Origin of the sequence: Bradyrhizobium sp. STM 3566 (genome assembly GCF_045571445.1) — a bacterium.
Classification (GTDB): domain Bacteria; phylum Pseudomonadota; class Alphaproteobacteria; order Rhizobiales; family Xanthobacteraceae; genus Bradyrhizobium; species Bradyrhizobium vignae.
On sequence record NZ_CP120692.1, the window covers coordinates 2,871,729 to 2,897,851 of the forward strand.

Below are 26,123 nucleotides of genomic sequence, written 5' to 3' on the forward strand. Positions count from 1 at the left end.
TTGCCGTTTGATGGCCTTGCGCTGGTTCAGAGGCGGCGCCCTTTAACTTTTTCAATTGCTAATCGTTGCTATTTGTTTCCAAGCTGAAATAGATGCTGCGTCTTCGCGTATCATTTTTTCAGATTTGCTTCCCGTGCCGATCGATTTTGCATTCCAGGCGATGGCCGAACGGTCCGACCGCGCGCCGGCGCCCTGGCGCCGGCCCTTCCTGCGCTGGCTCGATGCCGTCGAGGGTGGCTGGGCCGTGCCGCTTCTCATCGCCTGCTTTGTCGTGGTCTGGACCCTCTATCTCGCTATCGCCTATGCCGGCGGCGGCCTTCATCCCGATACGCTCGAAGCCTGGACGCTGGGCCGGAATTTCGCCTTCGGCTATCACAAGCATCCACCGTTGATGGGGTGGGTGACGGCGGCGTGGACCTCGGTGTTTCCGCTCAGCGACTGGTCGTTGCAATTGATGGCGATGGCCAATGCCGGGCTCGCGCTGTTCTTCGTCGATCTGATCTCGCGGCAGTTCGTGACCGGACACAAGCGCATCCTGGTGCTCCTGCTCCTGATGCTGACGCCGGCCTACCAATTTCATGCCCAGCGCTTCAATGCCAATTCGGTGCTGCTGGCGACCTGGCCGCTGGCGACCTGGTGCTTTCTGCGCGCGTTCGAGACGCGCGCTTGGCCGTGGGCGATCGCGGCGGGATGCACGACCGCGCTGGCGATGGTCGGCAAATATTATTCGATCTTTCTCGTCGTGAGCTTCGCGTTTGCCGCGCTGGCGCACCCGGCGCGGCGCGCCTATTTCAGCTCCGCTTCGCCATGGATCTCGGTCGTCGTCGGGCTCGCGGCGCTGTCGCCCCACCTCTACTGGCTCGCGACCACGGGCGCGTCGACCTTCACCTACGCACTGGCGCATGCCAGCGGCAACGTCTCGAGCTCACTCGGCGAGGCGAGAAACTTTGTGCTGGGGTTGGCCGCCGCGATGAGCCTATCGGCCTTGCTCTGGGTGCTGATCGCGGGAACGCGCTTGAAGCAGTTTCCGGCCGACTTCGCGGCCATGAGCCCGGGCCTGCGGTTACTGTTCTACGTCACGATCGGTACGATCGTGCTGCCGGTGCTGACGTCGCTTGTGTGGGGCACCGATCTGCCGTCGCTGTGGGCCTTGCAGGGGCTATTCCTGTTCGCCGTTCTCGTGGTCTGCGGCACGAGCTATCCGATCGAGCGTTTCCACACCGTGAACCTCACGGTGATCGTTGCCGGCGCTGCGCTTGCCGCCGTCCTGATCGCGGCGCCGATCCATGCCAGCAACAAGCACGGCTATGAAGAGGGACGGAGCTTTTACGCGCAGGCGGCCGGCGAGTTGACGCGCGAGTGGCGCGAGCAGACCGGTGAGCCGCTGAGTGCGGTCAGCGGCGACGACGCGCTTGCCTTCGCGACGGCGTTCTACAGTCCCGACCATCCGCATTACGCGCGGCCGTTCGAGTACCAATACACTTGGGGTCTGCCGCACCAGACGACGCTGGACCGCGGCTGGGCCGCACTCTGTTTTCGCGGGCAGGAATATTGTAGCCGCTGGATGGAATGGGTGTCCGCCCGCGGTGGACATTTCGTCAGGCGCGAGTTCACCGTGCGCGCTTCCCTGTGGGGCCAGCCTGGTTTGTCTCGGGACGTGATCGTGCTGATGGCGCTGCCGCAGGGAAGCCCGGTGCCGGCCAGCGCTGCGGATGATTTCAGCGCCAGCCGGCGGGGCACCGAATAGGCGGCGTGCTCAGCAGTGGCTGTCGCGCACCTGCTCGAGCCCCTCGCTCGCAAGCGGCGTGGTGAACGCGGCCCGCTCAGCGCGCGGTTCGGAACGTTCCGTCTTCTGCCGTTCTACCTCGCCGCGCTCTTCGCGGTGTTCCAGTTCCATTGCAGCATCCTCTGGAATTGCTGCAGGACAACATCGAGGCCGCCGCGTGGTTCCTCAGCCGACCGGACGATGATGCGGCCTGAACAACCGGCCCTTCTCGACCACCAGCACGATCGCGAGCGCAGCGAGGGTCGACAGGAAGAAGCCGACCGAGAAGGGCAGCAGCGTGCCGTCGAAGCTCTGCCCGATCGCCATGCCGACCACGATTCCGATCAGCGTCGTGATCGAGCCGTAAAGCGAGGAGGCGGTGCCGGCGATGTGTCCCTGCGGCTCCATCGCGAGCGCGGTGAAGTTGGCGACCATCATGCCGAACGAGAACATCATCAAAGCGGAGAGCGCCATGAACAAGGCGAGCGGCAGCACGCCGAGGCTTTCCGTCAGCAGCATCACGCCGGCCACCACGGCGTAGAGCGTCAGCGCCCCGTGCGAGATCACGCGCATGCCGAGCCGCCCGACCAGCCTCGCATTGAGAAAGCCGGCGATGGCAGTGCCGGCGGCGATCGCCGCGAAAGCGAGCGGGAAGTAGTGGCCGAGATGATAGATGCCGGTGAAGACCTGCTGGGCGCAGAAGACGTAAGCGAACAGTGCGCCGATCACGCTTCCGGCCGCCGTCGCATAGCCGATCGTCTGGCGATGGGTCACGGTCTGCCGGAAGGCCGCGAGCACGTCGGCAGGCGCCAGCGACCTGCGCTCGGACTCGGGAAGGGTTTCAGGCAGCCGCAGCACGCACCATGCGAGCGCGAGCAGGCCGTAGAGCATCAGCACCACGAAGATGCCGCGCCACGCCGTCACCAGCAGCACCGCCTGTCCGAACGAGGGGGCGACCACGGGCACCGCGATGAACACCATCATCGCGAGCGACATCACGCTCGCCATGCGGCGGCCGAGATAGCAGTCGCGCACGATCGAGGTCGCGATCACGCGCGTCGCCGAGGTGCCGAGCCCCTGCAGCGCACGCGCCAACAGCAGCGTCTCGAACGAGGGCGCCGCGACCGCCAGCACGCTCGCCACCGCATAGACCGCCATGCCGCCGAGCAGCACCGGCCGGCGTCCGAAACGGTCCGACAGGGGACCCATGACGAACTGGCCGGCGCCGAAGCCGATCAGGAAAGTCGACAGCACCAGCTGGAGATGGTTCGCGACGGGAATCTTGAAGGCGGTGCCGATATTGGGCAGCGCCGGCAGCATCATGTCCATCGCGAGCGGATTGAGCGCCATGATGGACGCGATCACGATGACGAATTCTGGAAAACCCATCGGGCGGTGTCCGGAGGACACCCAATCGTCGGCATTGACGTCAGACAAGAAACTCACCCCTGCAATCGAGCGACTTATCTAGCGCTGATGCTGCATCGCACAACCCATGTTTCGGGATGGCTGGCAGGCGGGGCAGGGGCGGTCAAAAACCGGTGAGGGAGCGTGCAAGGATGATGGTTTTCGCTCGTGCCTCAGGCCGGGTTACTCGGCATCGTGAAGGCCTTCGAGCTGGTCCTCTGTCCCGTTCTGACAGTGCTGTATTTCTTGCCGAGGTGGCACCGTCAGCTCTCGTGGTGCGGGCAGCCGGGGTCGAACCGGCACAGCGCTTGCGCACCGAGGGATTTTAAGTCCCTTGCGTCTACCAATTCCGCCATGCCCGCTTGATCCAACGAGATCAAATATTTAAGTCCATCCCGGCCGTCTGGAATTGGCGCGGTGCATAGCCGAGGGGACGGTTCTTCCTTAAGCGAGCCGGGCGCACAAGGCAAAGCCTCAATCCAGACATCTGTTGCTGCTTTAGGCATTCTCAATCCACGGGGGCTATTCATCCGGCATGGCTGTTTCGTCTTGCTCTTCGCTGCGCGGCTTTTGCGCGCTCATCGCGCTGCTTGCAGCTGGCGTCGCGCTGTCCGGCTGCGCCGGCATGAGCGAGACGATCGCACCAGCCTTTGCCGATCCCGCCAAATACGAATTGTACGATTGCAAGCAGCTCGAGACCGAGCGCAAGAACCTCGCCAATCGCACCGCCGATTTGCAGAGACTGATGGACAAGGCGCAGACCGGGGCTGGCGGGGCCGTCGTGTCCGAGCTCGCTTATCGCAACGACTACGTCGCGGTGCGCGGGCAGGCGCAATTGGCCGAGGACGCCTGGCGCCGCAACAAGTGCCGGGAGACGCCGCCTGAGGCGACACCTGCGGCATCGCCCGCGGCCACCGCCAAGCCGGCATCGAAATCCGGGAAAGCGGCCCGCTGAGGCATTGTGCCGGCGGCGCTTCGCATCAAGGCCGCCAGTTGTAGATCCAGTCCTGCCGCGCCAACATGCGCTCCGGGCCGAGCGCGCGGATCGCCAGATCGCGTGCGAACGCGAGCGGCCCACTGAAGTGATAGATCCGGCCCTGCTGCCGTGCGGTCCGCTGCACCCGCCGCACGCGGGCCCGGCGCGCAGCTCCATATTGCTTGAGCGCGGCGGTGATGCCCGCGGTGCTCTCGGCGGCCTCGAGGCTCAAAAGCCGCGCCAGCACGGCGGCATCCTCGATCGCCATGCCGGCGCCTTGGGCTGCAAAAGGCAGCATCGCATGCACGGCATCGCCGAGCAGCGCCACCGGACCTTTGCTCCAGGGGCAACCGTCGGGCAGGCCGAACAGCGCCCATTTCCGCCAGCTGTCGACCGGGGCGAGCATCATCCGCGCCGCCGGCGGCCAGCGTGGCGCCGCGAACGCGTCCATCACCTCGCGCGGATCGCCGGGCGTGCTCCAGCCCGGCCGGTTCCAGGTGCCGGGCAGCACCGCCACCACGTTGATCTGGCGTCCGCCTGCGATCGGATAGGCGACCAGATGAGCGTTCGCCCCCATCCAGAGCTGTACCCGGCGTGCGGTATACTCCTTGGGCAGCTGCGTGGCCTCGAGCGTGCCGCGCCAGGCGATCAACCCGGAGAAGCGCGGCTGCACCTCAGGAAACAGATGCTGGCGTACCGTCGACCAGATGCCGTCGGCGCCGATCAGGGCGCTGGCAAGATCGCTGCGGCGGATCGTGCCGCTGCGGTGGACGACGGTCAGTCCCTTGGCGTGGGGCGCGACGTCCTCGAAGACCGCACCCAGCTTCAGGTCGATATCGGGATGATCGGCAACAGCGCCGGCGAGTGCCGATTGCAGGTCGGCACGGTGCACCACCCAGTAGGGGGCGCCGGCCCGCGCGGAGGCTGCTTCACCGAGCGGCATGCGCAGCAGCTCGCCGCCGGCGCGCGCGCTCATGATCGAGACCGCCTCGGGGATCACCGCGCGCAACTTGAGGCGGTCGGTGAGGCCGAGCTCGACCAGCACGCGGCTGGCATTGGGGGAGAGTTGCAGGCCGGCGCCAACTTCCTCGAGGCGCTCGGCCTTTTCCAGCACGACGATGCGGAAGCCGCGGGCGGCGAGCGCAAGCGCGGCCGTCAGGCCACCCATGCCGGCGCCGGCGATGACAATCGTTCGGGAGAGCGCCACCCCAGACCGACGGAGGCGGTCAGGCCACCTTGTCCTTCAGGACGCATTCCGGCGGGCGGGCTTCGCCCGGCTTCAGGTCGGCCGCGAAGCGGTACAGCGTCGAGCAGTAGGGGCAGATGATCTCGTTGTCGTTGCCGAGGTCGAGGAACACGTGCGGATGATCGAACGGAGGATTGGCGCCGACGCACATGAACTCTTGCGAGCCGATCTCGATGACGGGGACACCGGCATCGTTATGGAAGTGCGGGACGACATGGTCGGACATCGTAACTCATCCTGGAGTGGCAATGGCGGCAGACACAATCAACGACTGACGCGGCATCTTTAAGGCGCCGCGGACCATACTGGCGGGTGCAGATGATTGCTAGTCCAGCGGAACCGAAAGCTTGCAATTGCCCCATGCTCGTTTGCTCATGCAAATTCGACACAATCTTGAGGCCAGAGAGAAGCCCTTCTTTCGTCGGGGACGTTGTGTCGCAATTTTGGCACACTATGTCTGGGGACGCGTGCAATTTGTGACGAAAGACGAGTCATCAGGCACGAGCGATCCGAGAGTGTCCAGGCTTTCCGCATGAAGTGGCTGCGAATCAGCACAGCGTTGACCGGTATCGCGGCTTGCAGCTTCATGCTCGCGCAGGTCGCGCCGCACGCCCGTGAGGCAGGCGCGATTCTCTCTGCCCAGGATGATCCGGCCGCGCTCTCCGAGCTGAAGCTCGGTGCACTGCTGAGGCAGAACGACCGCCTGGTCCAGGACAATATCGAGGCCGCGCTTGCATCAGGCGATGCCGATCTCGCCGACAGTTTCGTCGCGCTGGCGCGTGACCGCAACATCGCGCTCCCCGACGACCTCCTGAGCCGCGTCGAGGACGCCGTGAAATCGGCGAATTCCACCGCGCATTTCGCCAAGCGCTTCGCCACCGGTCTCGTCACCGGCAACGCGGACGATGTCGCGAGCCTGTCGGGAACGGTGGCCGGCGATCTGTTCGTGATCGGCGACATCAGGGACGTGGTGCGCGAGGGCAAGCATCTGGCCATGGGCGAGGACACCGACCGCCTCGTGCTCTGCCTTGCGGCGGCCGGCCTTGCGGTGACGGCGGCAACCTACGTGTCCGTCGGCGGTGCCGCGCCGGTGCGCGCCGGACTGACGCTGGTGAAGGATGCGCGGAAGGTCGGACGGCTCGGCGAGGGGCTCGCCGCATGGGCCGGCCGGTCTGCGCGCGAGGTCGTCGACACGCCGGCGCTCCGGAACGCGGTGGCATCAGGCTCGGTGCTGCGGCCGGGTCAGACCGTGAGCGCGATCAAGGCCGCGTTCCGGGCCGAGAAGGCCGGCGCGTTGGTCCGGCTCGGCAAGGATGTCACGCGCGTCGCCGAAAAGACCGGCACGCGCGGCGCGATGGACACGCTGCGGATCGCCGAAGGACCGAAGGACGTCGCGCGCGCGGCGCGGCTTGCGGAAGCGCAGGGCGGCAAGACCCGCGCGATTCTGAAGCTGCTCGGCCGCGGCGCGCTGCTGCTGATCGGCGGCGCGTTCGATCTGACGCTCTGGCTGCTCGGTGCGGCACTGACGCTGTTCGGTCTTCTCTCCTCCATCAAGGCGACTACCGAGCGCCTGACCCAGGCCTGGTGCGATCGCCGGCGCGCGCGGCGGCTCCGCCGTGCGCAGATCGCAGCCGAAGCCGCGCTGGAACGTGCGGCTCTCGAGGCCTAAAGCGCGACGAAATTGGGGTAAATCGTCGGCGCACTCCGGGCTATTGTTTGAGCATGATCTCTGCGCAAGCGCGGTCCGCGTTTGCCGCGAGGAAAAACCGCTGCACACTTTTCCGGATCATGCTCTAAGATCGAGCTTTCCCCCTCGAAACCTCCGGAACTGATTGATGCCGAGCTTCCACAACGGCGCCGTTGAAATTGCCTATCTCGATGAAGGCGAGGGCGATCCGATAATCCTGGTGCACGGTTTTGCCTCCAGCAAGAACGTGAACTGGGTCTATCCGACCTGGGTTTCGGAGCTGCGCAAGAACGGCCGCCGCGTGATTGCGCTCGACAATCGCGGCCACGGCGAAAGCGCGAAGCTCTACGAGCCCGGGCAGTACTCGATTCCCGCGATGGCCGGCGACGTGCTCGCGCTGATGGACCACCTCGCCATTCCGCAGGCCGACATCATGGGCTATTCGATGGGCGGGCGGATGACGGCGTGGCTCTCCCTCAACGAGCCGCAGCGCCTGCGCTCGGCGATCCTCGGCGGCATCGGCATCGGCGGCCTGATCGAGGGCACCGGACCCGGCGAGAACGTCGCCAAGGCGCTGGAAGCACCCTCGCTCGATGACGTCACCGATCCCGTCGGCCGCACCTTTCGCGCTTTTGCCGATCAGACGCGCTCCGATCGCCGTGCGCTCGCCGCCTGCCTGCGCGGCACGCGCGAGCTCATGACCAGGGACGAGGCCGCGCGCATCGAGGTGCCGGTGCTGATCGCGGTCGGCAGCGCCGACGACGTCGCAGGAAGTGCCAGCGCGCTCGGCGCGATCATCCCTGGTTCGGAAGTGCTCGATATTCCCAATCGCGATCACATGCGTGCGGTCGGCGACAAGGTCTACAAGATCGGCGTGCTCGATTTCCTCTCACGCCGCGGCTGAGGCAATGCTGTCTGAGGCGGTCGGGTTGTCCTGAAATGTCCCATCACAAGGGGCCATCCACTCGCAAAGGGCCAAAAGCCGACGTTCACTCGCCCTGACTCCTCTCAGGGGAGCGGAGAGACCGCCCGCACAATGCGGTCTCCCGCGGGTCGATCTATTTCGCAGGAGGTTTGTCGTAGAGAGGCTTACCTTTGTCGACGATATGCACCGTGAGAAGCTTCACGGTTTTGTCGCCGACGACCTTGAAAGCTCCGTGGGGCACTTCGCGGACGTTAACGGCAGCTATACCGGTTGGGAACGGCACTTGCTTCCCATCGGGAAGTTCGATCGTGCCTCCCTCTAAGACGTAGAATGACTCCTCTCCGTGGTGAATGTGGAGGGTTGAGACGTCACCCGGTTTGATCTCAGAAATGCTGGTGATGACTTCCATGTTTGTGCCTGAGAGATCAGCGCGCTTCAGCTCCTTACGGAATGGAGAGTCCTGCGCCTTAGCGGGTACGGCCAAAAGAAATGCAAACAGCAGTCCGATTATCATCTTCATCGCAATTCCCCGTTTTCCGATCGGCGGAAATCGCAGATCGCGAAAATTAAGCCCGATCAGCGGCCGCGACTCAAGATTGATTTTCTGTGCGTTGCACCACGTCCGCTCCCTCCCCACTCCCTCAGGGAGGTCGCGCAGAAAATAGGGGATGTCAGCAGCGAGCTACGAGCAAACGTGCAAGAGCGCCTGGAGTTCGCCACGGGCTGTCATTGGACTCTCGTTCTTTGCCGAGGCGGATAGGCTGCTGAACGCCAAGTCAAAAGCGATCGCTGCTCGGACGAAACCAAGCGCGATGACTCGTCATCCCAATCTCATCGCGCTTTGACGTCCTCGCCCAGCCGCCGCGCCGCGGCCATCAGCACCACGAACGTCGCCACCCACACCATCCGCGCGCCGTAGCGGTCGTGCGGGCCGGAGATCACGCCGCAGATGAACGCGTTGCCGAGTAGCGCCAGCGTCACCGTCGCCGCCAGCAGCGTCAGATCGTCCAGCCGGCGTTTCGCCAGCGCATCTGCGAGCAGCAGAACCAGCGCCAGCATCGAGGCCAGCGCGACGGGGACATGCAGCCAGTTGACGTCGTCGAAGTTGATGTCCCAGTGCTGCTGCCGCGCCGCCCGCATCGGAGCGACCTGTGCGGGGATGTAGCGCTCGATGATGCCGTAGGTGTGCGGGATCCAGCCATTGATGCCTTCGCCGGTCGCCACATGCAGCAATTGCTGGCCCATCGCGCGCAACGCCGCGCCGGCCTGCCAGGCCGGATAATCCGCGAGCGAATGCACGACGATGTAGCCCATCTCCTCATTGAGCCCATCGAACCGGCCGAGCGTGTTGAACATGCTCTTGCCCCACAGGAACTCATCGGCGGTCGCCGGGAGCTCGTTGCGATAGGGGCAGAGCTTGTAACGTTCGCGCAGGCAATGGTCGTTGAGATATTGTGCGACGATGCCGTCCTGCATCATGCGGCCGAAGGCGACGCCGTAACCGCCGGGAGTCCAGGCCAGCTTGCCGGACAGTGCGTAATTGGCCGACACCAGCATCAGGCCGCCGGCAACGATGGAGAGGCTCGCCTGCGCTAGTCCGGCAAGCGGCAGGCGTTTGCCCATGAACGGCCGCACCATCAATCCGGCGACGCACAGGCCGAGCAGCACGCCGAGCGTGGCGCTGTGGGTCGCCGCGGCAAAGGAGGTGAAGGCGAACAGCGCGACCTTTTCCTGCGTCGATGTCCTGCCGGCGCCGACGACCAGCAAGAACAGCGACAGGACCGAGAGCCCGGCAAAGATGTCGGTCAGCAGCATGCTCGCAAGCCAGGGCAGCGCGGTCGACAGGATCAGGCCGAGGCTGATCGCGACGAAGCGGAAGGTCTGCATCATCGAGAGGACACGAAGTGTGAGCTGCAGCAGCCACAGCGTCGCCAGGGACTGGACGGCGAGATTGATCCAGAAGCCGAAACCCTCGCCATAATGCAGATAGAGGCCGAACACCGTGGAGCGGCTGGGCACGAGATAGCCCTCATACCAGCGCGCCAGATAGCCGCCGGTATCCCACTGCAACAGCGGATAGCCGTTCCAGACCGCCGGCGCGATCATCAGGAGGGGCAGGGCCACCGCCGCCAGCCGCAGCCAAAACGTATCTGCGGCGTGCGCGCGCAATTGTTCGGTGGTGATGCTCAAATCCGCTCCCGTCCTCGCTCGGACATGACCGCAATAAAGGCTCAGAGAGAATTCACCAATAGTTTGACGCCGCCCCGCTTGAATTTGGCAAAACTCTGACCACTTTGAGCCGACCTTGCACTTCGGGGCGTCAGAAGAAACTGTTGTGTTTCAAAGTCTTGGCGTGCCCCCGTGGGGCGAGGTGCTGTTCACTCTCAGGCAAGCCCGTCAGGACTTTGTCGCCTAGACTGTGCTATACAGCCCGCAAAAGAAGCCCATTCGAGAGAGCAAATTCCCATGGCAGTGCATCAGGTCAATCCGGGAGGAAAGCTCGCATCGCTCGATCCGATCTGGGACCGGATCCGGAGCGAAGCGGAGGACATCGTCCGTCGCGAGCCGGAGCTTGCGACCTTCATCTATTCGGCGGTGCTGCATCATGGCCGCCTGGAAGATTCGGTGGTCCACCGCGTCGCCGACCGGCTCGATCACTCCGCACTGTCGGGCGACCTCGTGCGCCAGGCTTATATCGAGGCGCTGCGCGACGACCCTGATATCGGCAACGCCTTCCGCGCCGATCTCGTTGCCGTCTACGACCGCGATCCCGCAACCTCGCGCTTCATCGATCCCTTGCTCTACTTCAAGGGCTTTCACGCCATCCAGACCCATCGCCTCGCGCACTGGCTCTATCTCAAGGGCCGCAAGGATTTCGCATACTATCTTCAGAGCCGATCGTCGGCGGTGTTCCAGACCGACATCAATCCCGCCGCGCGCATCGGCCGCGGCATCTTCCTCGACCACGCCACCGGTTTCGTCTGCGGCGAGACGGCCGTCATCGAAGATGACGTCTCGATCCTGCACGGCGTCACCCTCGGCGGCACCGGCAAGGAGAACGAGGACCGTCATCCCAAGATCCGCCATGGCGTCTTGATCGGCGCCGGCGCGAAGATCCTCGGCAATATCGAGATCGGCCATTGCGCCCGCATCGCTGCCGGCTCGGTCGTGGTCAAGCCGGTGCCGCACAACGTCACGGTTGCAGGTGTGCCCGCCAAGATCGTCGGCGAAGCCGGCTGCGCCGAGCCGTCGCGCACGATGGATCAAATGATCAACGCCATGGGACTTTAATCTCCGCTCGACCGGAACGGGGCCGGTTTTCCGGCCCTTTCCGTTCCAAATTTCTTTGGCAATTCATGCTGGCGGTTCGCCGCGTCTCGTCGTAAACCCCGCCAACCCATTTTCGATTGGAGACTGCCGTGGACGTCAAGGAAGTGAGAAAGCTCGACGCGTATCTGAAGCGCGTATTCGGCAATCCCAAGATTCGCGTCGTGCCGCGGCCGAAGAAGGACGATTCCGCCGAAGTCTATATCGGCGAGGAATTCATCGGCGTGCTGTTCGTCGACGACGAGGACGACGATCGTTCGTTCCAGTTCCAGATGGCGATCCTCGAGGACGATCTCGTCGATCAGGAGTAGTTGTCGCTACGCCGCCGTTGCGGGCGAAGAAACCTTTGCCGTGTGCGGCGCTATCGTGTCCCGGACGCGCTGCAACGCCCATGAGCGCGCTTGATCTCTTCAGAGAGGCGAATGTCGAGATCGATGCGCTGCATAGTTCGCGCACGTGTCTGTTAGAGCCAACCCCGGCGGCTTCAGGAAGCGCATGATGGCATCATGCTCCCGTTTTGCCCGACGGATCAAGTCTTGTTCGAAAAATACGAAGTCGTGCCAGGCACTTGGCTACTGTGCATGGGCTTGTTTTCGAACTTTTTGTTTTGGAAGGCCCCGCTCAGCCCCGTGGCCCGCGCAACTGCGCCGTCAGCTTCTCCATCGCCTCCGCCACGTCGCGCCATTGCGACAGCCAGCTGCGGGGAAAGCGGAAGGTGAGGTCGGCGCCGCCGACGCGGCGCTCCGAGAGGCACATGCCCGGGGTGGCCGCATCGCGGGTACAGCGCGCCGTCAGCACGGGGCTTGCAGCGGAATAGAGGTCCTCGCTGCCGTAGGGCGTGTCGGTGCGGAACATCCGCATCGTCAGGCCGTCCACAGGCATCGCCGCGGCCTGGTCGAGATAGCGCGGATAGATCGTTGCGGTTCGCTGCTCGGGCGAGAGCGCCTCGTGATGGGCCGCGATCGACAGGAAGATGCGGTCGATCGATTGCATCGCCGCTTCCGCCGTGTCGGCGGTGACGTGCCTGGGCGCGCCGGGCGGCTCCAGCGAGGGGTAGAGGAAGTCGAGATCGATGCGTTCCTGCGGCCCCGAGTGCCGCTGGATCTTCATGCGGATCGCGGTCACCGGCAGGTTGAACAGCGTGCCGCCGACGCTCACCGGCAGCTTGTCCGGGGCGTCCGCGCCCCGGCTGCCCCAGGTCGGCCACAACAGGTAGGCGACGAGCGCGACCGCGCATGCCGCGGCAGTGCCGGCGAGCGCGATGGGGACGACATGCGCCCGGGGGCGCGTGCGGGGGGACCTGAGGGGAGCTGCCGAGAACACCGTCATGAATTGCGCAAGTCGAGCCGGAGGTCGGCCGATGGCCGACGAATCAGCGCCGAATATGCCACGCGACGGCGAGTTCGCGCAGCGTTCGCGGCTGCGGGAAGCGGGGACGGCTCTGCGCGGACCGGCCGGTCGCGTTAACCTTCCCTTAAGGATAATGTAGCGTTAACCGGCACTTTTTGTCACAGGATGGCACCTCGCGTTGCGTAAGGGCGGACCGTTCCGATGACACCTGAAGCTCTCAACACTTTCTTCTCGATCTGCATCGGTTTTGCGCTCGCGGGCGCGCTCGTGAACGGATACCAGGCGCTCGCGCAGCGGCCCGCCGGCTTCGGCCTGTTGCAGGACGGTGTGGCGCCGAAAACCTTTGCGGCGGTTCCGTTCCTGGTGTTCGCCGCGCCCTTCATCATCATGCGCAACACGCTGCGCGGCATGCGCGTGGAAAGCCGCCGCGTCGAATTCGTGATGATGGCGACCCTCATCGCCGGGTTCTGGAGCATGATGAGCGGCACCTTCTTTCTGATGACGCTGCGCGCGGCCGGCCTCCTGGTCTGATGCCCGCGTCTTGATCGCGGCCGGCCCTTTGCGTCCAGGCTGCCGTTTGGCTATGCCAGTGGTCAACGCGACAGGAGACCTCCATGGCGATCTACGAGCTCGATGGGCAGGCGCCCGACCTTCCCGCCGACGGCAATTATTTCATCGCCGAGACTGCCACCGTGATCGGCCGGGTGCGCCTGAAGCCGGGCGCGAGCGTCTGGTTCGGCGCGGTGCTGCGCGGCGACAATGAGTGGATCGAGATCGGCGAGGGCGCCAACGTGCAGGACGGCTCGACCTGCCACACCGATCTCGGCTTTCCGCTTGTCATCGGCAGGAACTGCACGGTCGGCCACAACGTCATCCTGCACGGCTGCACCATCGAGGAGGGCGCGCTGATCGGCATGGGCTCGATCGTGATGAACGGGGCAAGGATCGGCCGCAACAGCATCGTCGGCGCCGGCTCCGTCATCACCGAGGGCAAGGAGTTCCCCGAGCGCTCGCTGATCATCGGCTCGCCGGCGCGCGTGATCCGCACGCTCGACGACGCTCAGGTGCAGAAGATGGGAAGTGCGGCGAGGTTTTACGTCGCCAACGGTCCGCGCTTCAAGCAAGGCTTGAAGCGGATCGGCTGAGAACGTGCCGGCGCGGCCCGCCTCCAGGCAGGGCTCGGTACGGTAAAAATACCGGCGCGTCCTTTAATCGTGAAGCAGTTCGCGGATGAAGAGCGAGGTGCCGCATCTGCACCGTCACGACGAGACCGGACATCTTGCGCGCGCCAAAGGGATCGCGATCGGTCATCGTGATTTGCCTCTCTCCCTTTCAAGCTGTGACGGCATTTGTTCCGGAACAGGTCTTGATCGCGGCCGTTGACCGGCAAAGGAGCATTTGCAATGGCCAGACCGTCCGCAACCGGCTCAATCAAGACCACGATCATGATCCTCGCACTCGCGGCGGTGCCGACCGTCTCATTGGCGCAAGCGACCGGCGGCTCTGCCGGATCGAGCGGAGGCTCGGTGGGAACGACCGGAGGTTCGATGGGATCGACCGGAGGCGTTGGCAACTCGCCCGCTCCGCCGCCAGGGACCAACAGCCTGGGTACGGCTCAATCATCCGGTCCGGGATCCGGAGTCACCACCGGCGCCGGCACAGGTGGGGAGACTGATGCCACCGTCAACGCCGAGAACCGGCGGCTCGACAAGAAAATGAACAGCATCTGCCGCGGCTGCTGAATGCTCGCGCGGAAGTGAGACAGTGTGGCTGTCCGGAATGCCTGGGTGACGTTAGCTTGATCCTGCTTTGAAGCGTGGAGCGTATCCGCGCGGAGGATCGAGTCATGTTACGCAAGATGGTGACGACGGCGCTGACCGCCGCGGCAGTCGGGCTGTCAGCGCCGCAAGTGGCCGAGGCGCGGGGCGGTTTCGGGCATGGTGGAGGCTTCCATGGCGGTGGTTTCCATGGTGGGGGCGGTTGGGGGCACCGGCATTGGCATGGCGGCGGCTTCTGGCCAGGGTTCGCGATCGGGGCGGGTTTCGTCGGTGCCGGCTACTACGGGAGCTATTACGGCTACGGCTACCCCTACTACGGTGACTATTATGGTGCCGGCTACGACGACGGTTATGGCGGCTGCTATGTCGCACGGAAGCGTGTCATGACGCCATCGGGATGGCGGTACCGTCGGGTCGACGTCTGCGAGTGAGGCGGTACGCCTGCTAAAGAACAAGGCCGTTGACGCAGTATACCGTCAACGACCTTGCCAGCCCCGGATATTGAAATCGGCTCACGCCATCCGGTAACCGCGAGCATCGCGCGGAATCATACGAGCGAATGTGATCCAGTTCACAAGTGGCGAAAATAAAGTTCCCGTCGCGCCCTGATCAGGTCAGCCGCGCGAGTTCTTGCGTGCGCTGGCGTGGACGCGGGATCGGGTAGGTTTCCTGCGGGTAACCGACGGCGTTTCGACCTCGGTCGACCGTGCACTGGCAAAGGACTGCCGCAGGCCGTCAATGGATTCGTTCAGGCTTGCGACCTGCTCGGACAGGCGCTTGGTGTCGGCCTGTTGCGCCGCCATCAGCCGCTTCATCGTCTGGAGCTGGTCCTGCACCACCTGAAGCTGGTCGATTGATTCCTGCTGGGTCGCTTCGAGCCCTTTGGTTTTCTCAACCAGCTGCTCGGATGCCTGGACCGTGCGGGCCTGGAGCTGTCGCGATGCCACCACCCGGTCGGTCTCGGGGGCGGCGCCGGTATAGGCACGCCAGAGCGCGATTGAAGTCACCCCCGCGATCAGGAGCAACAGGGCTGCAGCGGTCAGCGCGATGGGCTGGGCGCCAAGACGAAGGAGGGGGTTGGACGGTGTGTCCTGGGCGAGATCGATCATCGCTGACAAAACCCAACAGAAACTTGGCGAGTGGCGAAGACCGGCAACTCAGAGGGGTCACCGGGGGCGTCCCGAAAACGCTACGTTTCGGCAAGGAATGGGACCAAAAAGAGGCTGAGAGCCAAAAAACCAGTGATCAGCGGGCCTTGCGGGCTCCAGGGCCCCGTAAGGCGCAGGATCAAGGCTGAAACTGCGAAAAGGGCCCGGAATAGCTCTTCGCGCGCGGCGCTGCGTAGGGGCCGAGGCGGGATGTCTTCAGTCCCAGCCGCACCAGTGATTCCGCCAACGTCACCGCGGCAGCGACGCCGTCGACGACAGGAAGGCCGTGTGTTTCGGCGAGCTCGCTGGCGAGATCGGCCATGCCGGCGCAGCCGAGCACGATGACTTCCGCGCGGTCGTCGCGGATCGCAGCCGTGATCTCCGCAGAGATCTTGCCGAGCGCATCGGTGTTGCGCTGCTCGAGCGCCAGCACCGGCACCTCGGCGGCGCGGACCCGGGCGCAGCGATCAGAAAGGCCGTATTTCCGTAAGTTATGCTCGATCGGCACGATGGAGACGCCGAGCGTCGTCACGACGGCAAAACGCGCGGCGATCAGGCTCGCGATGTGGAAACCGGCTTCACCAATGCCGATCACCGGTGCCTTCGCCACCGCACGCGCCGCATCTAAGCCGGTGTCGTCGAAACAGGCGATGATGTGCGCATCCGCACCATCGCGGTCGGCCTCGCGGATACAGCCGAGCATGCCGGGAACGGCGAAGGCCTCATCGTAAAACCCCTCGATCGAGACTGGGCCCATCGTCGGCTGACGCGCGTCGATCACGGTGCCGGGGAGGGCAACGCTGCGCGCCGCAGCGGCGATCTTCGCGGTCATCGACGCGGTGGTGTTGGGATTGACGACGTGCAGTCGCATCGTGATCAGACAAGTCCCTCGTCAGACGAGCCCTTTGCCGGCGTCCGAACCCTTGGCCGCCTGCCGCTTGTTGAGCATGTGGATGGTGCCGAGCGCAAGCGTGATCACCGCGAATGACACTGCCGAGATCACGGTGCCGAGCGCGTAGATGTCGGGGTTGGTCACCGTGGTGGTGAGGCCCTGCAGATCCAGCGGCAATGTATTGACCGCGCCGATCGCCTGGCTGGAGCGCGCGAGCTCGTCCCAGGACAGCGTGAAGCCGAACAGGCCGATGCCGATCACCGAGGGCAGGATGATCGGCAGCACGACGTGTCGGAAGGTCTGCCACGGCGTCGCCCCGAGATCGCGCGCGGCTTCCTCTAGGCGCGGGTCGAATCGGTTGAAGATCGCAAACATGATCAGCAGGCCGAACGGCAGCGTCCAGGTCAGATGTGCGCCCAGCCCCGAGGTGAGCAGGCCCATCGAGGTCTCGAAATTCTCGTTCCAATGCGCCTTGATCAGATCGTCGATGATGCGGAATTCGAGCGAGATGCCGAGCGAGGTGATGATCGAGGGCACGATCAGGCTCGCAATCGCCGAATAGAACAGGATGCTCTGTGCCTTGAATTTTCTGCGGAAAGCCATGCCGGCCGCGACCGACAGCACGACGGTGACGATCATCACGATCACCCCAAGCAGCAGCGAGCGGCGGAAGGCTGCGCCGAGATCGACGATGCCGGTGCCCTGGAACAGTTTTGCGATCCAGAAGGTCGACACGCCGTTCATCGGGAAGGTGAGGCCGCCTTGCGGTCCCTGGAACGACAGCACGTAGATCGCGATCATTGGCCCATAGAGAAACAGCACATAGGCCGCGAAGAAGATCGCGAGCACGTAGAAAGAGCGCGGACGTCCTTCCTTCATGCGTTAGAGCTCCTTCTTGATGTCGACGATGCGCGACATCATGGTGATGATCAGGAAGGTGATCGCGAGCAGGATCACGGCGTTGGCCGCGGCGGCGGGAAATTGCAGCGCATTCACCCGCGTCTCGATGATCTTGCCGGCCGCCGCGATCTGCTGGCCGCCCATCACGCCGATGGTGATGAAGTCGCCCATCACGATGGTGATGACGAAGATCGAGCCGATCACGATGCCGGGCTTCGCCAGCGGGATGATGACGTTGACGAGGGTCTGGAAGCCGGTGGCGCCGGCGTCATAGGCCGCCTCGATCAGAGACTTGTCGATGCGCACCATCGAGTTGAAGATCGGCACCACCATGAAGAAGGTGAAGAGGTGCACCAGCGCCAGCACCACGGAGAATTCGGAGAACAGGAGCCATTCCAAGGGATGGTTGATCAGTCCCGTCTTCATCAGGCCGGAGTTCACGAGGCCGTTGCGTCCGAGCAACGGGATCCAGGCGATCATGCGGATCACGTTGGAGGTCCAGAACGGGATCGTGCAGAGCAGCGACAAGCCCATCTGCCAGGTCTTGGACTTGACGTGGAAGGCGAGGAAGTAGGCGACCCAGAAGCCGAGGAAGAGGGTGATGGCCCAGACCATGAAGCAGAGCTTCAGCGTCATCACATAGGTCTTGCCGATCGTGCAGAGGTCGGGAAGCTGCGCGATGCAGCCCTCGAACGTATCGGTGTAGCCGCGGCCGGAGAAAGCCGGCAGCAGCTGATATTCGTTGTAGTCCCAGAACGAGACGATGACGACGAAGACGAGCGGAATGAGGAAGAAGGCGAGAAACACCAGCATCATCGGCCCGGCCTGGAGCCAGGAGATGAATGACGGCGACAGGCGCGTCGGCTTTGCGGCGCGCGCTGTGCCCGACCCCGGGAGCAAGCCCGGGGTAGCCTCTTGCAGGACTTCTTCCGACATGTCCATTACGCCGCGATGAACTCGTTCCACTTGCGGACCATGTAGTCGTTCTCGTCCATCACGGCGTTCCAGCAGGCGACCGCACCCATGCGGTCTTCGTAGGAGCCGCCGTCGCGCACCGCGCCGGCCTTTTCCAAGAGCGAGCCGTCGGGCGCCTTGATGTCCTTCTCGGCCGGCTTGCCTTCCATCCAGTACGCCCACTCGTAGGGCTCCATGTGTGCCTTCGCGGTGGAGAGCACTGCGGAGTAATAGCCCTGGCGGTTGAGATAGGCGCCGGCGTAGCCGGACAGGAACCAGTTGACGAACTCGTAGGCCCAGTCGAGCTTCGCGCCCGACACGCCCTTGGAGACGCAGAAGCCGGAGGCCCAGGAGCGGTAGCCTTCCTTGAGCGGCTGGAAGGTGCAGGGGATGCCCATCGAGCGGACCTTGGTGACGGCCGGCGACCACATCGACTGGATGACGGTTTCGCCCGAAGCCATCAGGTTGACGCTCTCATTGAAGTCCTTCCAGAAGGCGCGGAACTGGCCGGCTTTCTTGGCCTCGGTCATCACCTTCATGGTGAGATCGATCTCCTCCTTGGTCATGTTGCCCTTGTCGGCATATTTGTACTTGCCGGAGGCTTCCACGACCATGGCGGCATCCATGATGCCGATCGAGGGGATATTGAGGATCGAGGCCTTGCCTTTGAATTCGGGATTGAGCAGCTCGGACCAGGAGCTGATCGGCCGCTTGATCAGGTCGGGGCGGATGCCGAGCGTGTCGGCGTTGTAGACGGTCGGGATCAGCGTCACGAATTCGGTCGCCGACGTCGCGAACTTCTTGGAGTCCTTGCCTTCCAGATAGAGCACCTTCCAGGGTGCCGTGCCCTGGCCGCCGATCTTCTTGCCACCGGGCGTCTCGCCTTTGGTGAAGACGGGCGTGATGTTGTCGAACTCCTTGATCTTCTTGGCGTCGAGGGCGAGGATGTTGCCCGACGGCACCAGCTTCTTCAGCGAGAAATATTCGGTGTCCAGCACGTCGAAGGAGTTCGGCTGGGTCATCACGCGCTTGGTGACGTCGTCGGTGGTCGCGGTGATGTATTCGATCTTGATGCCGGTGTCCTTCAGGCACTGCTTGGAGATGTCGTCGCCCTCGTTCACGGCGGTGCCGAGATAGCGCAGCACCTTCGCGTCGGCCGATTTCACGTAGGGAAAGCCGGTGATCGCACCGGAGCCGGCGGCAAGGCCCGCGAGACCCGCGGTGCCCTTGAGTAGCGTGCGGCGGCTGACGCCGGTCGTCCTGGTGGTCTCGCTCATGTCAGTCACTCCTCTGTTGCGCATTCCAGTGATCGATCGGCGCTATTGCAGGCGTTGCGCCTTGGCGGGATCCCAGGTGGCCAGCACACGATCGCCCGGACGGAACGGGTGGACGTCGAAGGTGGCCTCGGGAACATGGGAAAACAGGGCAGTGCCGTCGTCGAGCGTGAGCGAGACGGCGATATAGGAGCCCTGGTACTCGGTCTGGGTCAGCAGCGCCGGCGCACCGAAGGCGCCATCGGCCAACGGCACGATGCCGAGCTGATCGGCGCGCACGGCGATGAGATTGCCGGCGTCGCTGAGGACGTTGTGGCCGCCGATGAAGCGCGCCACGAATTCGGTGCGCGGATGGTGGAAGATCTCGCGCGCCGTGCCCTGCTGCTCGATCCGGCCGTGATTCATCACCACGATGTGGTCGGCGAGCGCCATCGCCTCTTCCTGGCCGTGGGTGACCTGGATGAAGCTGATGCCGAGCTCGCGCTGCAGCCGCTTCAGCTCGCCGCGCATCTTCACCCGCAGGAAAGGATCGAGCGCCGACAGCGGCTCGTCGAGCAACAGGATCTGCGGCTCGGTGATCAGCGCGCGGGCGAGGGCAACGCGCTGCTGCTGACCGCCGGAGAGCTGCGCCGGCAGACGGCCCGCATATTGGCTCATCGCGACCAGCTCGAGCAATTCACCGGCGCGCTTGTGCCGCGTCGGCTTGTCGATGCCGCGCATCTTCAAAGCGAATGCGACGTTGTCGAGCACGGAGAGGTGCGGAAACAGCGCATAGGACTGGAACATCATCGCGGTGCCGCGCTTGGCGGGCTCGAGGTCGGTGACGTTCTGCGCGCCCAGGATGATGTCGCCCGCGCTGACCGCCTCGTGGCCGGCGATCATGCGCAGGGTCGAGGTCTTGCCGCAGCCGGAGGGGCCGAGCAGGCAGCAATAGGTGCCGGCCGGAATCTTCAGATTGACGTTATCGACCGCCAGCGTGGTGTCGTAGCGCTTGGTGACGGCGACCAGTTCGAGAGCGGCGGGAGTGGCCATGGCGTGTCCGAGGAGGGGCGATGCGTCTCGCCTCTCTCCGCAAGGTCCGTGCCAACAGCCCGCGGCTGTGCGAATTTCCAAAACTGTGCAGCGGAGTCAGATCGTTAGGTCAGTTCCGGCCCCCGGTTGGCTGGCCACCACCTGCGCAGTCATCTGCACACAAAACGGGCGAAGATTGTATAAAGTTTCGCCTGTGATTGGATACAGCTCGTCGACTAACATTCGAGGCCGAACGCCTGTCGATCGAGCTCCCGCCCCCCATGGCCGCCAAGACCCGCCAAAAACCCGATGCGCCAGATGCGAGCGATCGCGTCAGCCGTATCCGGGAGGGCGTGACCGCGGCGATCCTCGAACATCGCCTGCTGCCCGGCACCAAGCTCGGTGAGGACGAGATCGGCGAGATCTACGGCGCGAGCCGTACGCTGGTGCGCACCGCGCTGCAGCAGCTCGCACATGAGGGCATCGTCAACATCGAGAAGAACCGCGGCGCCTTCGTCGCGCGGCCGACGCCCGCCGATGCCCGCGAAGTGTTCGAGGCGCGCCGCCTGATCGAGCCTACCATCGTGGACCGCGCGATCGATGCGGTTTCGCCGGCCTGGCTCGATCGCCTCGGCCAGCATCTTGCCGAGGAGCGCGAAGCGGAATTGCGCGGCGATGCGCGCGCCTCGGTGCGGCTCTCCGGCGAGTTTCATCGTCTCGTCGCCGAGATGAGCGGCCACGGCATCTATCTCGGCTTCCTGAAGGAGCTGATCGCGCGCTCCTCGCTCATCATCCTGCTCTACCGCCGCCACGACACGCCGGCCTGCGGCACCGATCATCACGCGGGAATCGTCGCCGCGATCCGCAAGCGCGACAAGGCGCGCGCGGGGGCCTTGATGCTGTCGCACCTGAACGAGATCGAGGCGGAGCTGTTCCTGAAGGATCCCGCCGCCGACGAGCTGCGGCTGGCGGATGTGCTCGGCGCCTGACCGGTACCGCGCGGGGTTGCGGTCGCGCCCGCGACGCCGCATCAGCGGCTGAGTTCGTTTTCAGCGGCGAGCTGCCCGTCAGGCGTGATTTCGTATTCGCCGTCGTGCTTGGTCATCCATCCTGACCTGACCATCTCTCGTGCAAGCTGTATGGAGCAGATCGGATGATTGCCTCCCGGGTGATACAGCCTGTCATTGCGGACGAGCAGGTGCCCGTACAACTGAGCCTGACGCAGCGCCCTGCGCATTCCGGGTGATGGAGTTTTCATGCGATTTCATGCGCGAGCACGATGAAGGTTCCTAATCGATGAGGTGAGCACGGTCACGTTCCGCTCGCCGGCCGCCGACAGGAACCCTGATCGTACCACATCGTTTGTTCTTCCGAGGAGAACTGCCATGAACGTACGGGACGAGCACACCCGATCGCCTTGGATGGATATCTCGGTCGCAGACGCGCCGGCGCTATCCGGGACCGTGGGAGCGGACGTCGCCGTTGTCGGCTCCGGAATTTCCGGATTATCGGTCGCCTATGAGCTTGCCAGCCACGGACGTTCGGTCGTGGTGCTGGACCGCGGCGGCATCGGCAGCGGGATGACGGCACGTACCACCGCACACCTGGCGACGGCGCTCGACGACGGTTACGACGAGTTGTTGAGGGTGCGAGGCCCCGACTGTGCCCGCCACTACTATCAGAGCGTCGTGACCGCGATCGATCGCGCCGAGGCCATTCAGCGCATCGAGCACATCGATTGCGATTTTCAACGCGTGGACGGTTACTGGGTGCAGGCGCCCGAAACGCCAGCATCCGAGCTGGACGAGGAATTGGATTGCTGTCTCAGGCTGGGGATTCCCGTCGAAAATTACGTCGAGCCGACCCCGTTCCATGCCAACGGCCAGATGCGTTCGCTGCGTTTTCCGCGCCAGGCGCGCCTGCATCCGACCAAATATCTCGCTGGTCTCGCGAGCGCACTGGAGCGCCGGGGCGCCAGGCTCTACGCCGACACCTGTGTCGAGAGCATCCGTCAACGCCAAGGCGACATGGTCGTGACGACCGCCTCAGGCCACGAGGTCCACGCCGCCGACGTGGTGGTCGCGACGAACTCGCCCGTCAATGTGCAGGTCGCGATCCACACCAAGCAGGCGCCTTACCGCACCTATGCGCTCGCCGCGAAGATCGCGGCCGGAGCGCTGGAGGACGCGCTCTATTGGGATACGCTCGATCCCTATCACTATGTCCGACTCCAGCCGTTCTCCACCGACGAGCATCTCGTGATCATCGGCGGCGAAGACCATAAGTCAGGCGAAGCGAACGACGGCGCACAACGCCTTGATGCGCTCGAACGCTGGGGGCGCGAGCGATTGCCGGACCTGCGCGAGGTCACTCATCGGTGGTCCGGCCAGGTGCTGGAGCCGATCGATTTCGCCGGCTTCATCGGCCGCAGTCCCGGCGAAGAGCATCTCTACGTCGTCAGCGGCGATTCAGGGCAGGGGATCACGAACGGGCTCGTTGCCGGCTTGTTGGTGACGGATCTGATCACGATTGGCGCGAGCCCGTGGGAAGAGGTCTACGCTCCGACGCGGAAGATCCACAAGAACATCGGCGAGTTCATCAGCGAGAACATCACGCCGCTGAAGAATTTCGCGGAATATCTCACCGCGAGTGAGATCGCGAGCGTCGAACATTTGCGGCCGGGCGAGGGGCGCCTCGTCCGCAGCGGCCTGAAGAAGATCGCTGCGTGCCGCGACCGGAACGGGCAATTGCACTTGCATTCGGCAAGCTGCACCCATCTCGGCTGCGTCGTGCACTGGAATTCACTCGAACAGTGTTGGGATTGCCCGTGTCACGGATCGCAGTTTGCGCCCGACGGCACCGCGCTCAACGGCCCCGCAGTGTCGCCGCTGGGCGAGGCCGACAAGCCCGCCAATCTTGAAGCCGCAGAGTGAGTGGTCATCCCCCCGAAAAAGTTGCGGCCAGCCATTGGGGGATGGCTGGCCGCGCGCGAACCGGTCTGGGACGGGGAGGGGTGGGGATGTGACCGGGCCGCGTAACTCGTTGTCTCGTTCCTACTGATCCTTCGCGCTGGCGGTGGAGACCGCCGGCTTGGTATCGCCCAGCGAGACCCACACGTTGGGATCGCTCTGCGACTGGCGCTTGACGAAGCGGTAGCCGGTCTCCGTCCAGGCGACGACGTTCTCGTTCTGGTTGTCGAGAATGAACTCGCCCTTGTCGGTCTTCACCGTCAGCACCGCGTGGCCTTCGCCCTTCTTATCGCGCACCACGGTGATGAGCAGGGCCTGGCGCGGCCATCCGGCATCCATCAGCATCTTGCGCTTCAACAGCACGTAGTCTTCACAGTCGCCGTAGCCGTCGGTCGGCAGCGACCACCTCTCGATCACGCCCCAGTGCTCCTGGTCGGTCAAAGGCTTGATGGTCTCGTTGACCCAGCGATTGACCTTGACGAGGTCGCGCCACGCGGCCTGTGACATCACAATGTCGCGCGGCTGCATCGGCGCACCCTGGCACTGGGCAGCATTGTCCGCGCAGAACTCGACCCAGCCGATCGGTGCACGCGTGGTGTCGCCGAGGCTCGCGTAGAGCAGACGGCCTTCGCCGGCCTGCGCTGCCGCGCTGATCCCGAAGAGCATGGCGACAATCGCCAGCCTCTTCCCCTGTCCCTTGAAGTCAAACATTGCGGCCCCCGTTTCTTGTTGGGACCACGTTTGGCACGGAGCTTTTGAGTTGCCGCTAAGTCAACCAAGTCAAGTCGAGACGAATGCAAGTAAAAGGCGCGGCGAATTCGATCTATACTTGAATCGAATTCAAATAAAATTCGATATGACTGCAATTGATTCAAATTTTATCCATTAACGGGGAAACGCCGGCGGAAGCGTTGTTTGCGGGCATCTACAACCCACGCGTTAACCGCGGGGCGGCTTGCCGCAAGACATGAAAAAGGCGGCGTCCGCATCGCGGAGGCCGCCTTCGAGCCTGGAAATGCCGAAGTTTTCGCGTCCTTGCGTTTTACCGCGCGGTAACGCTCTCTTCGAGTGTCTCGGCCGGCTGCTCGTGCATGAACTCCAGCGCAAAGCCGTCTTCGAGGTTTCGGACCACGCGGCCCTGGACCCGGCCGAGCAGAACCGTCGATTTCAGCGGCGGCCGGTTCTCCGCGGCGATGGCCGCGCCCGACAGCGAGAGGTCGATGATGCGGCAGGTCATCTTGGTGCCGTCCTCGAGCGTCAGCACCGCGATCGGGTTGCGCGGCACGATACGGTCGTGACGGCGATCCTCAGGCAGATTGAGGATGTCGCGGTTGGCGAGCCAGGTCAGCTGGGCCGCGAGCTTGTCGCGCTTACGCGGCGTCGCCCCGATCGTCATGGCAAAGCCGTTGTCGATGATGCGGGTGATCTTGCCCTCGACGCGGCCGATATGGTCGAGATAGGCAACCACGCGGTCGCCGACATTGCCGATGCCGGGGGCGAGCAAAGCAAGGCCGCCCGGCGACATGTTGATCACCTGGCAGGGGAATTCCCGGCGGTCCGGCAGCATGTAGCGGCCGAGCAGGTGCACCTTCACCCGCTGGAAGCGCCTGCGCTCCTCGGTGGCAGGAAGAAATTTTTTGTTCGCCAACGCCATTTCCAACACCCGACCCCCCGCCCGGGCGGAGTCCGGCACGACCCTAAAGTGCATAGGGTTAATGCCGCGTTAGGATCGGGCGCGGCGGTAACGGACAGACACAATGCGCTCGAAAAGCCACATCAAGGGCGGGCAGGCCGATACAGTCGCACCCAGCACGCGGGCGGCCCCGCTCATGATCGGGCCGGCCGGATCGCCGTCGATCAGGCCGATCAGGGCCATAGCCTGGATGGACCAAAAGCGAAATCCGGGACCGCTGTCTCCGCATTGCGCTGCGCGCCATGCGGGCTACCAGACTACCCGAGCGACTTCACGTAAACCGCATACGGCACGCCGGAGATATCCGGCGCCTCATGCACCTTCTCAAACCCCATGCGCAGATACATCGGCAGCGCAACCGTCATGATCGTCGTCGTATGCAGTGCGATGACCGGGGACTGATCGCGCTCGGCGCGGCGCAGACATTCTTCGGTCAATTGCCGGCCGATGCCCTTGCCGCGCGCGGAAGGATCGACCACCAGCATGCGGATGATTGGCCAGGACGGATCGAAGAATGCCGGCTTCGGGGCTTGTGGGCCGACATAGGCCACGGCGCCGACGATCTGATCGCCGTTTTCGGCAACGATGATCTCGCCGGTCTTGGCAAGTAGCGGCATCTTCGCGACATTGGCCGTAAACAGCGGCCAGTCGGAATAGTCATGCTCGAATTGTGCGAACGCCGCGAGAGCAACGCGCACGATCGCATCCGCATCGTCGGACCTATAATCGCGCAGCATCGGCGTGATCCTTGTAGATCCGGATGGAGCTGCGTAATCCGGGGCCGCTGTCCCCGCATCCCGCGTTGCTCCATGCGGGCTACG

Annotated in this window: 30 protein-coding genes and 1 tRNA gene; 13 read left to right on the forward strand and 18 right to left on the reverse strand. The window is 64.2% G+C overall.

What is annotated here, in order from left to right; translation table 11 throughout:
* Positions 1-160 precede the first annotated feature (160 nt).
* Positions 161-1,747, forward strand: a complete 1,587-nt coding sequence (locus P6U27_RS13595; RefSeq protein ID WP_407194446.1) for a glycosyltransferase family 39 protein — start codon at positions 161-163, stop codon at positions 1,745-1,747.
* Positions 1,748-1,756: 9 nt separating this feature from the next.
* Here the strand turns inward: P6U27_RS13595 and P6U27_RS13600 are convergent, their stop codons facing one another.
* The 3 genes from P6U27_RS13600 to P6U27_RS13610 form a co-directional block, all read right to left on the reverse strand.
* Positions 1,757-1,897: a hypothetical protein gene (locus tag P6U27_RS13600; protein WP_407194200.1), complete on the reverse strand. Its 141-nt coding sequence runs from the start codon at positions 1,895-1,897 to the stop codon at positions 1,757-1,759.
* Between the two features lie 54 nt (positions 1,898-1,951).
* Positions 1,952-3,202, reverse strand: a complete 1,251-nt coding sequence (locus P6U27_RS13605; protein WP_407194201.1) for a multidrug effflux MFS transporter — start codon at positions 3,200-3,202, stop codon at positions 1,952-1,954.
* Positions 3,203-3,445: 243 nt separating this feature from the next.
* A tRNA-Leu gene (locus P6U27_RS13610) sits at positions 3,446-3,534 on the reverse strand.
* Positions 3,535-3,707: 173 nt separating this feature from the next.
* Between P6U27_RS13610 and P6U27_RS13615 the strand changes: the two genes are divergently transcribed.
* Positions 3,708-4,127: a twin-arginine translocation pathway signal gene (locus P6U27_RS13615; protein ID WP_209296182.1), complete on the forward strand. Its 420-nt coding sequence runs from the start codon at positions 3,708-3,710 to the stop codon at positions 4,125-4,127.
* Between the two features lie 25 nt (positions 4,128-4,152).
* Here the strand turns inward: P6U27_RS13615 and P6U27_RS13620 are convergent, their stop codons facing one another.
* Together P6U27_RS13620 and P6U27_RS13625 are read right to left on the reverse strand one after the other, a co-directional pair.
* Complete coding sequence (locus P6U27_RS13620) at positions 4,153-5,355, reverse strand: FAD-dependent monooxygenase (RefSeq protein WP_129145786.1); 1,203 nt, start codon at positions 5,353-5,355, stop codon at positions 4,153-4,155.
* A 19-nt stretch (positions 5,356-5,374) separates the two neighbouring features.
* Positions 5,375-5,620 carry a zinc-finger domain-containing protein gene (locus P6U27_RS13625; protein WP_008562814.1) on the reverse strand — a complete coding sequence of 82 codons (246 nt, stop codon included), beginning with the start codon at positions 5,618-5,620 and terminating at the stop codon, positions 5,375-5,377.
* Positions 5,621-5,926: 306 nt separating this feature from the next.
* Here P6U27_RS13625 and P6U27_RS13630 point away from each other — a divergent pair, with 306 nt between their 5' ends.
* Both P6U27_RS13630 and P6U27_RS13635 read left to right on the forward strand, forming a co-directional pair.
* Positions 5,927-7,063: a hypothetical protein gene (locus tag P6U27_RS13630; protein ID WP_209296183.1), complete on the forward strand. Its 1,137-nt coding sequence runs from the start codon at positions 5,927-5,929 to the stop codon at positions 7,061-7,063.
* A gap of 166 nt (positions 7,064-7,229) precedes the next feature.
* The gene (locus tag P6U27_RS13635) at positions 7,230-7,985 is read left to right on the forward strand and encodes an alpha/beta fold hydrolase (RefSeq protein WP_122402588.1); all 756 of its coding nucleotides are present in this window, start codon (positions 7,230-7,232) and stop codon (positions 7,983-7,985) included.
* A 154-nt stretch (positions 7,986-8,139) separates the two neighbouring features.
* Here P6U27_RS13635 and P6U27_RS13640 read toward each other — a convergent pair whose 3' ends face one another.
* Positions 8,140-8,526, reverse strand: a complete 387-nt coding sequence (locus P6U27_RS13640) for a cupin domain-containing protein (RefSeq protein WP_122402589.1) — start codon at positions 8,524-8,526, stop codon at positions 8,140-8,142.
* Between the two features lie 311 nt (positions 8,527-8,837).
* Positions 8,838-10,196 (reverse strand): hypothetical protein, encoded by a 1,359-nt coding sequence (locus P6U27_RS13645; RefSeq protein WP_407194202.1) that lies wholly within the window; start codon positions 10,194-10,196, stop codon positions 8,838-8,840.
* A gap of 276 nt (positions 10,197-10,472) precedes the next feature.
* Here P6U27_RS13645 and cysE point away from each other — a divergent pair, with 276 nt between their 5' ends.
* Both cysE and P6U27_RS13655 read left to right on the forward strand, forming a co-directional pair.
* Positions 10,473-11,297 (forward strand): serine O-acetyltransferase, encoded by an 825-nt coding sequence (gene cysE / locus P6U27_RS13650; RefSeq protein WP_122402590.1) that lies wholly within the window; start codon positions 10,473-10,475, stop codon positions 11,295-11,297.
* Positions 11,298-11,425: 128 nt separating this feature from the next.
* Positions 11,426-11,644 (forward strand): DUF3126 family protein, encoded by a 219-nt coding sequence (locus P6U27_RS13655; RefSeq protein ID WP_007602550.1) that lies wholly within the window; start codon positions 11,426-11,428, stop codon positions 11,642-11,644.
* A gap of 310 nt (positions 11,645-11,954) precedes the next feature.
* On the opposite strand, the gene P6U27_RS13660 is transcribed toward P6U27_RS13655, so the two are convergent.
* Positions 11,955-12,662 (reverse strand): hypothetical protein, encoded by a 708-nt coding sequence (locus P6U27_RS13660; RefSeq protein ID WP_209296185.1) that lies wholly within the window; start codon positions 12,660-12,662, stop codon positions 11,955-11,957.
* Between the two features lie 222 nt (positions 12,663-12,884).
* On the opposite strand from P6U27_RS13660, the gene P6U27_RS13665 reads away from it, so the two are divergent.
* The 5 genes from P6U27_RS13665 to P6U27_RS13685 all read left to right on the forward strand — a co-directional run bounded on the left by P6U27_RS13665 (position 12,885) and on the right by P6U27_RS13685 (position 14,892).
* A complete protein-coding gene (locus P6U27_RS13665) occupies positions 12,885-13,214 on the forward strand; it encodes a DUF6949 family protein (protein WP_027576733.1) in 330 nt (109 codons plus the stop codon).
* 83 nt (positions 13,215-13,297) lie between these two features.
* Complete coding sequence (locus P6U27_RS13670) at positions 13,298-13,828, forward strand: gamma carbonic anhydrase family protein (protein ID WP_122402592.1); 531 nt, start codon at positions 13,298-13,300, stop codon at positions 13,826-13,828.
* 85 nt (positions 13,829-13,913) lie between these two features.
* Positions 13,914-14,066, forward strand: a complete 153-nt coding sequence (locus tag P6U27_RS13675; protein WP_407194203.1) for a hypothetical protein — start codon at positions 13,914-13,916, stop codon at positions 14,064-14,066.
* 20 nt (positions 14,067-14,086) lie between these two features.
* A complete protein-coding gene (locus P6U27_RS13680; protein WP_407194204.1) occupies positions 14,087-14,425 on the forward strand; it encodes a hypothetical protein in 339 nt (112 codons plus the stop codon).
* A gap of 104 nt (positions 14,426-14,529) precedes the next feature.
* On the forward strand, positions 14,530-14,892 hold the full coding sequence (locus P6U27_RS13685; protein WP_407194205.1) for a hypothetical protein: 363 nt from the start codon (positions 14,530-14,532) through the stop codon (positions 14,890-14,892).
* A 183-nt stretch (positions 14,893-15,075) separates the two neighbouring features.
* On the opposite strand, the gene P6U27_RS13690 is transcribed toward P6U27_RS13685, so the two are convergent.
* The 6 genes from P6U27_RS13690 to P6U27_RS13715 form a co-directional block, all read right to left on the reverse strand.
* A complete protein-coding gene (locus P6U27_RS13690; protein WP_407194206.1) occupies positions 15,076-15,570 on the reverse strand; it encodes a hypothetical protein in 495 nt (164 codons plus the stop codon).
* 178 nt (positions 15,571-15,748) lie between these two features.
* Complete coding sequence (locus P6U27_RS13695; protein ID WP_122402596.1) at positions 15,749-16,480, reverse strand: aspartate/glutamate racemase family protein; 732 nt, start codon at positions 16,478-16,480, stop codon at positions 15,749-15,751.
* Positions 16,481-16,501: 21 nt separating this feature from the next.
* On the reverse strand, positions 16,502-17,380 hold the full coding sequence (locus P6U27_RS13700; protein WP_122402597.1) for an ABC transporter permease: 879 nt from the start codon (positions 17,378-17,380) through the stop codon (positions 16,502-16,504).
* A gap of 3 nt (positions 17,381-17,383) precedes the next feature.
* Positions 17,384-18,343, reverse strand: a complete 960-nt coding sequence (locus P6U27_RS13705) for an ABC transporter permease (RefSeq protein WP_129145779.1) — start codon at positions 18,341-18,343, stop codon at positions 17,384-17,386.
* Complete coding sequence (locus tag P6U27_RS13710; RefSeq protein WP_162500223.1) at positions 18,343-19,632, reverse strand: PotD/PotF family extracellular solute-binding protein; 1,290 nt, start codon at positions 19,630-19,632, stop codon at positions 18,343-18,345. The genes P6U27_RS13705 and P6U27_RS13710 overlap by 1 nt, the downstream gene beginning before the upstream one ends.
* A 42-nt stretch (positions 19,633-19,674) precedes the next feature.
* Positions 19,675-20,661, reverse strand: coding sequence for an ABC transporter ATP-binding protein (locus tag P6U27_RS13715; protein ID WP_407194207.1), 987 nt, complete (start codon positions 20,659-20,661; stop codon positions 19,675-19,677).
* A gap of 260 nt (positions 20,662-20,921) precedes the next feature.
* Here P6U27_RS13715 and P6U27_RS13720 point away from each other — a divergent pair, with 260 nt between their 5' ends.
* A complete protein-coding gene (locus P6U27_RS13720; RefSeq protein WP_129145777.1) occupies positions 20,922-21,629 on the forward strand; it encodes a GntR family transcriptional regulator in 708 nt (235 codons plus the stop codon).
* A gap of 41 nt (positions 21,630-21,670) precedes the next feature.
* On the opposite strand, the gene P6U27_RS13725 is transcribed toward P6U27_RS13720, so the two are convergent.
* Complete coding sequence (locus P6U27_RS13725; RefSeq protein ID WP_407194208.1) at positions 21,671-21,898, reverse strand: hypothetical protein; 228 nt, start codon at positions 21,896-21,898, stop codon at positions 21,671-21,673.
* A 127-nt stretch (positions 21,899-22,025) separates the two neighbouring features.
* Between P6U27_RS13725 and P6U27_RS13730 the strand changes: the two genes are divergently transcribed.
* On the forward strand, positions 22,026-23,573 hold the full coding sequence (locus P6U27_RS13730; RefSeq protein ID WP_245163232.1) for an FAD-dependent oxidoreductase: 1,548 nt from the start codon (positions 22,026-22,028) through the stop codon (positions 23,571-23,573).
* A 120-nt stretch (positions 23,574-23,693) separates the two neighbouring features.
* On the opposite strand, the gene P6U27_RS13735 is transcribed toward P6U27_RS13730, so the two are convergent.
* The 3 genes from P6U27_RS13735 to P6U27_RS13745 all read right to left on the reverse strand — a co-directional run bounded on the left by P6U27_RS13735 (position 23,694) and on the right by P6U27_RS13745 (position 26,039).
* Positions 23,694-24,320: a transglutaminase-like cysteine peptidase gene (locus P6U27_RS13735; RefSeq protein WP_122402604.1), complete on the reverse strand. Its 627-nt coding sequence runs from the start codon at positions 24,318-24,320 to the stop codon at positions 23,694-23,696.
* A gap of 331 nt (positions 24,321-24,651) precedes the next feature.
* Positions 24,652-25,263, reverse strand: coding sequence for a PilZ domain-containing protein (locus tag P6U27_RS13740; protein WP_122402605.1), 612 nt, complete (start codon positions 25,261-25,263; stop codon positions 24,652-24,654).
* A gap of 296 nt (positions 25,264-25,559) precedes the next feature.
* Positions 25,560-26,039, reverse strand: a complete 480-nt coding sequence (locus tag P6U27_RS13745) for a GNAT family N-acetyltransferase (RefSeq protein WP_122402606.1) — start codon at positions 26,037-26,039, stop codon at positions 25,560-25,562.
* Positions 26,040-26,123 lie beyond the last annotated feature (84 nt).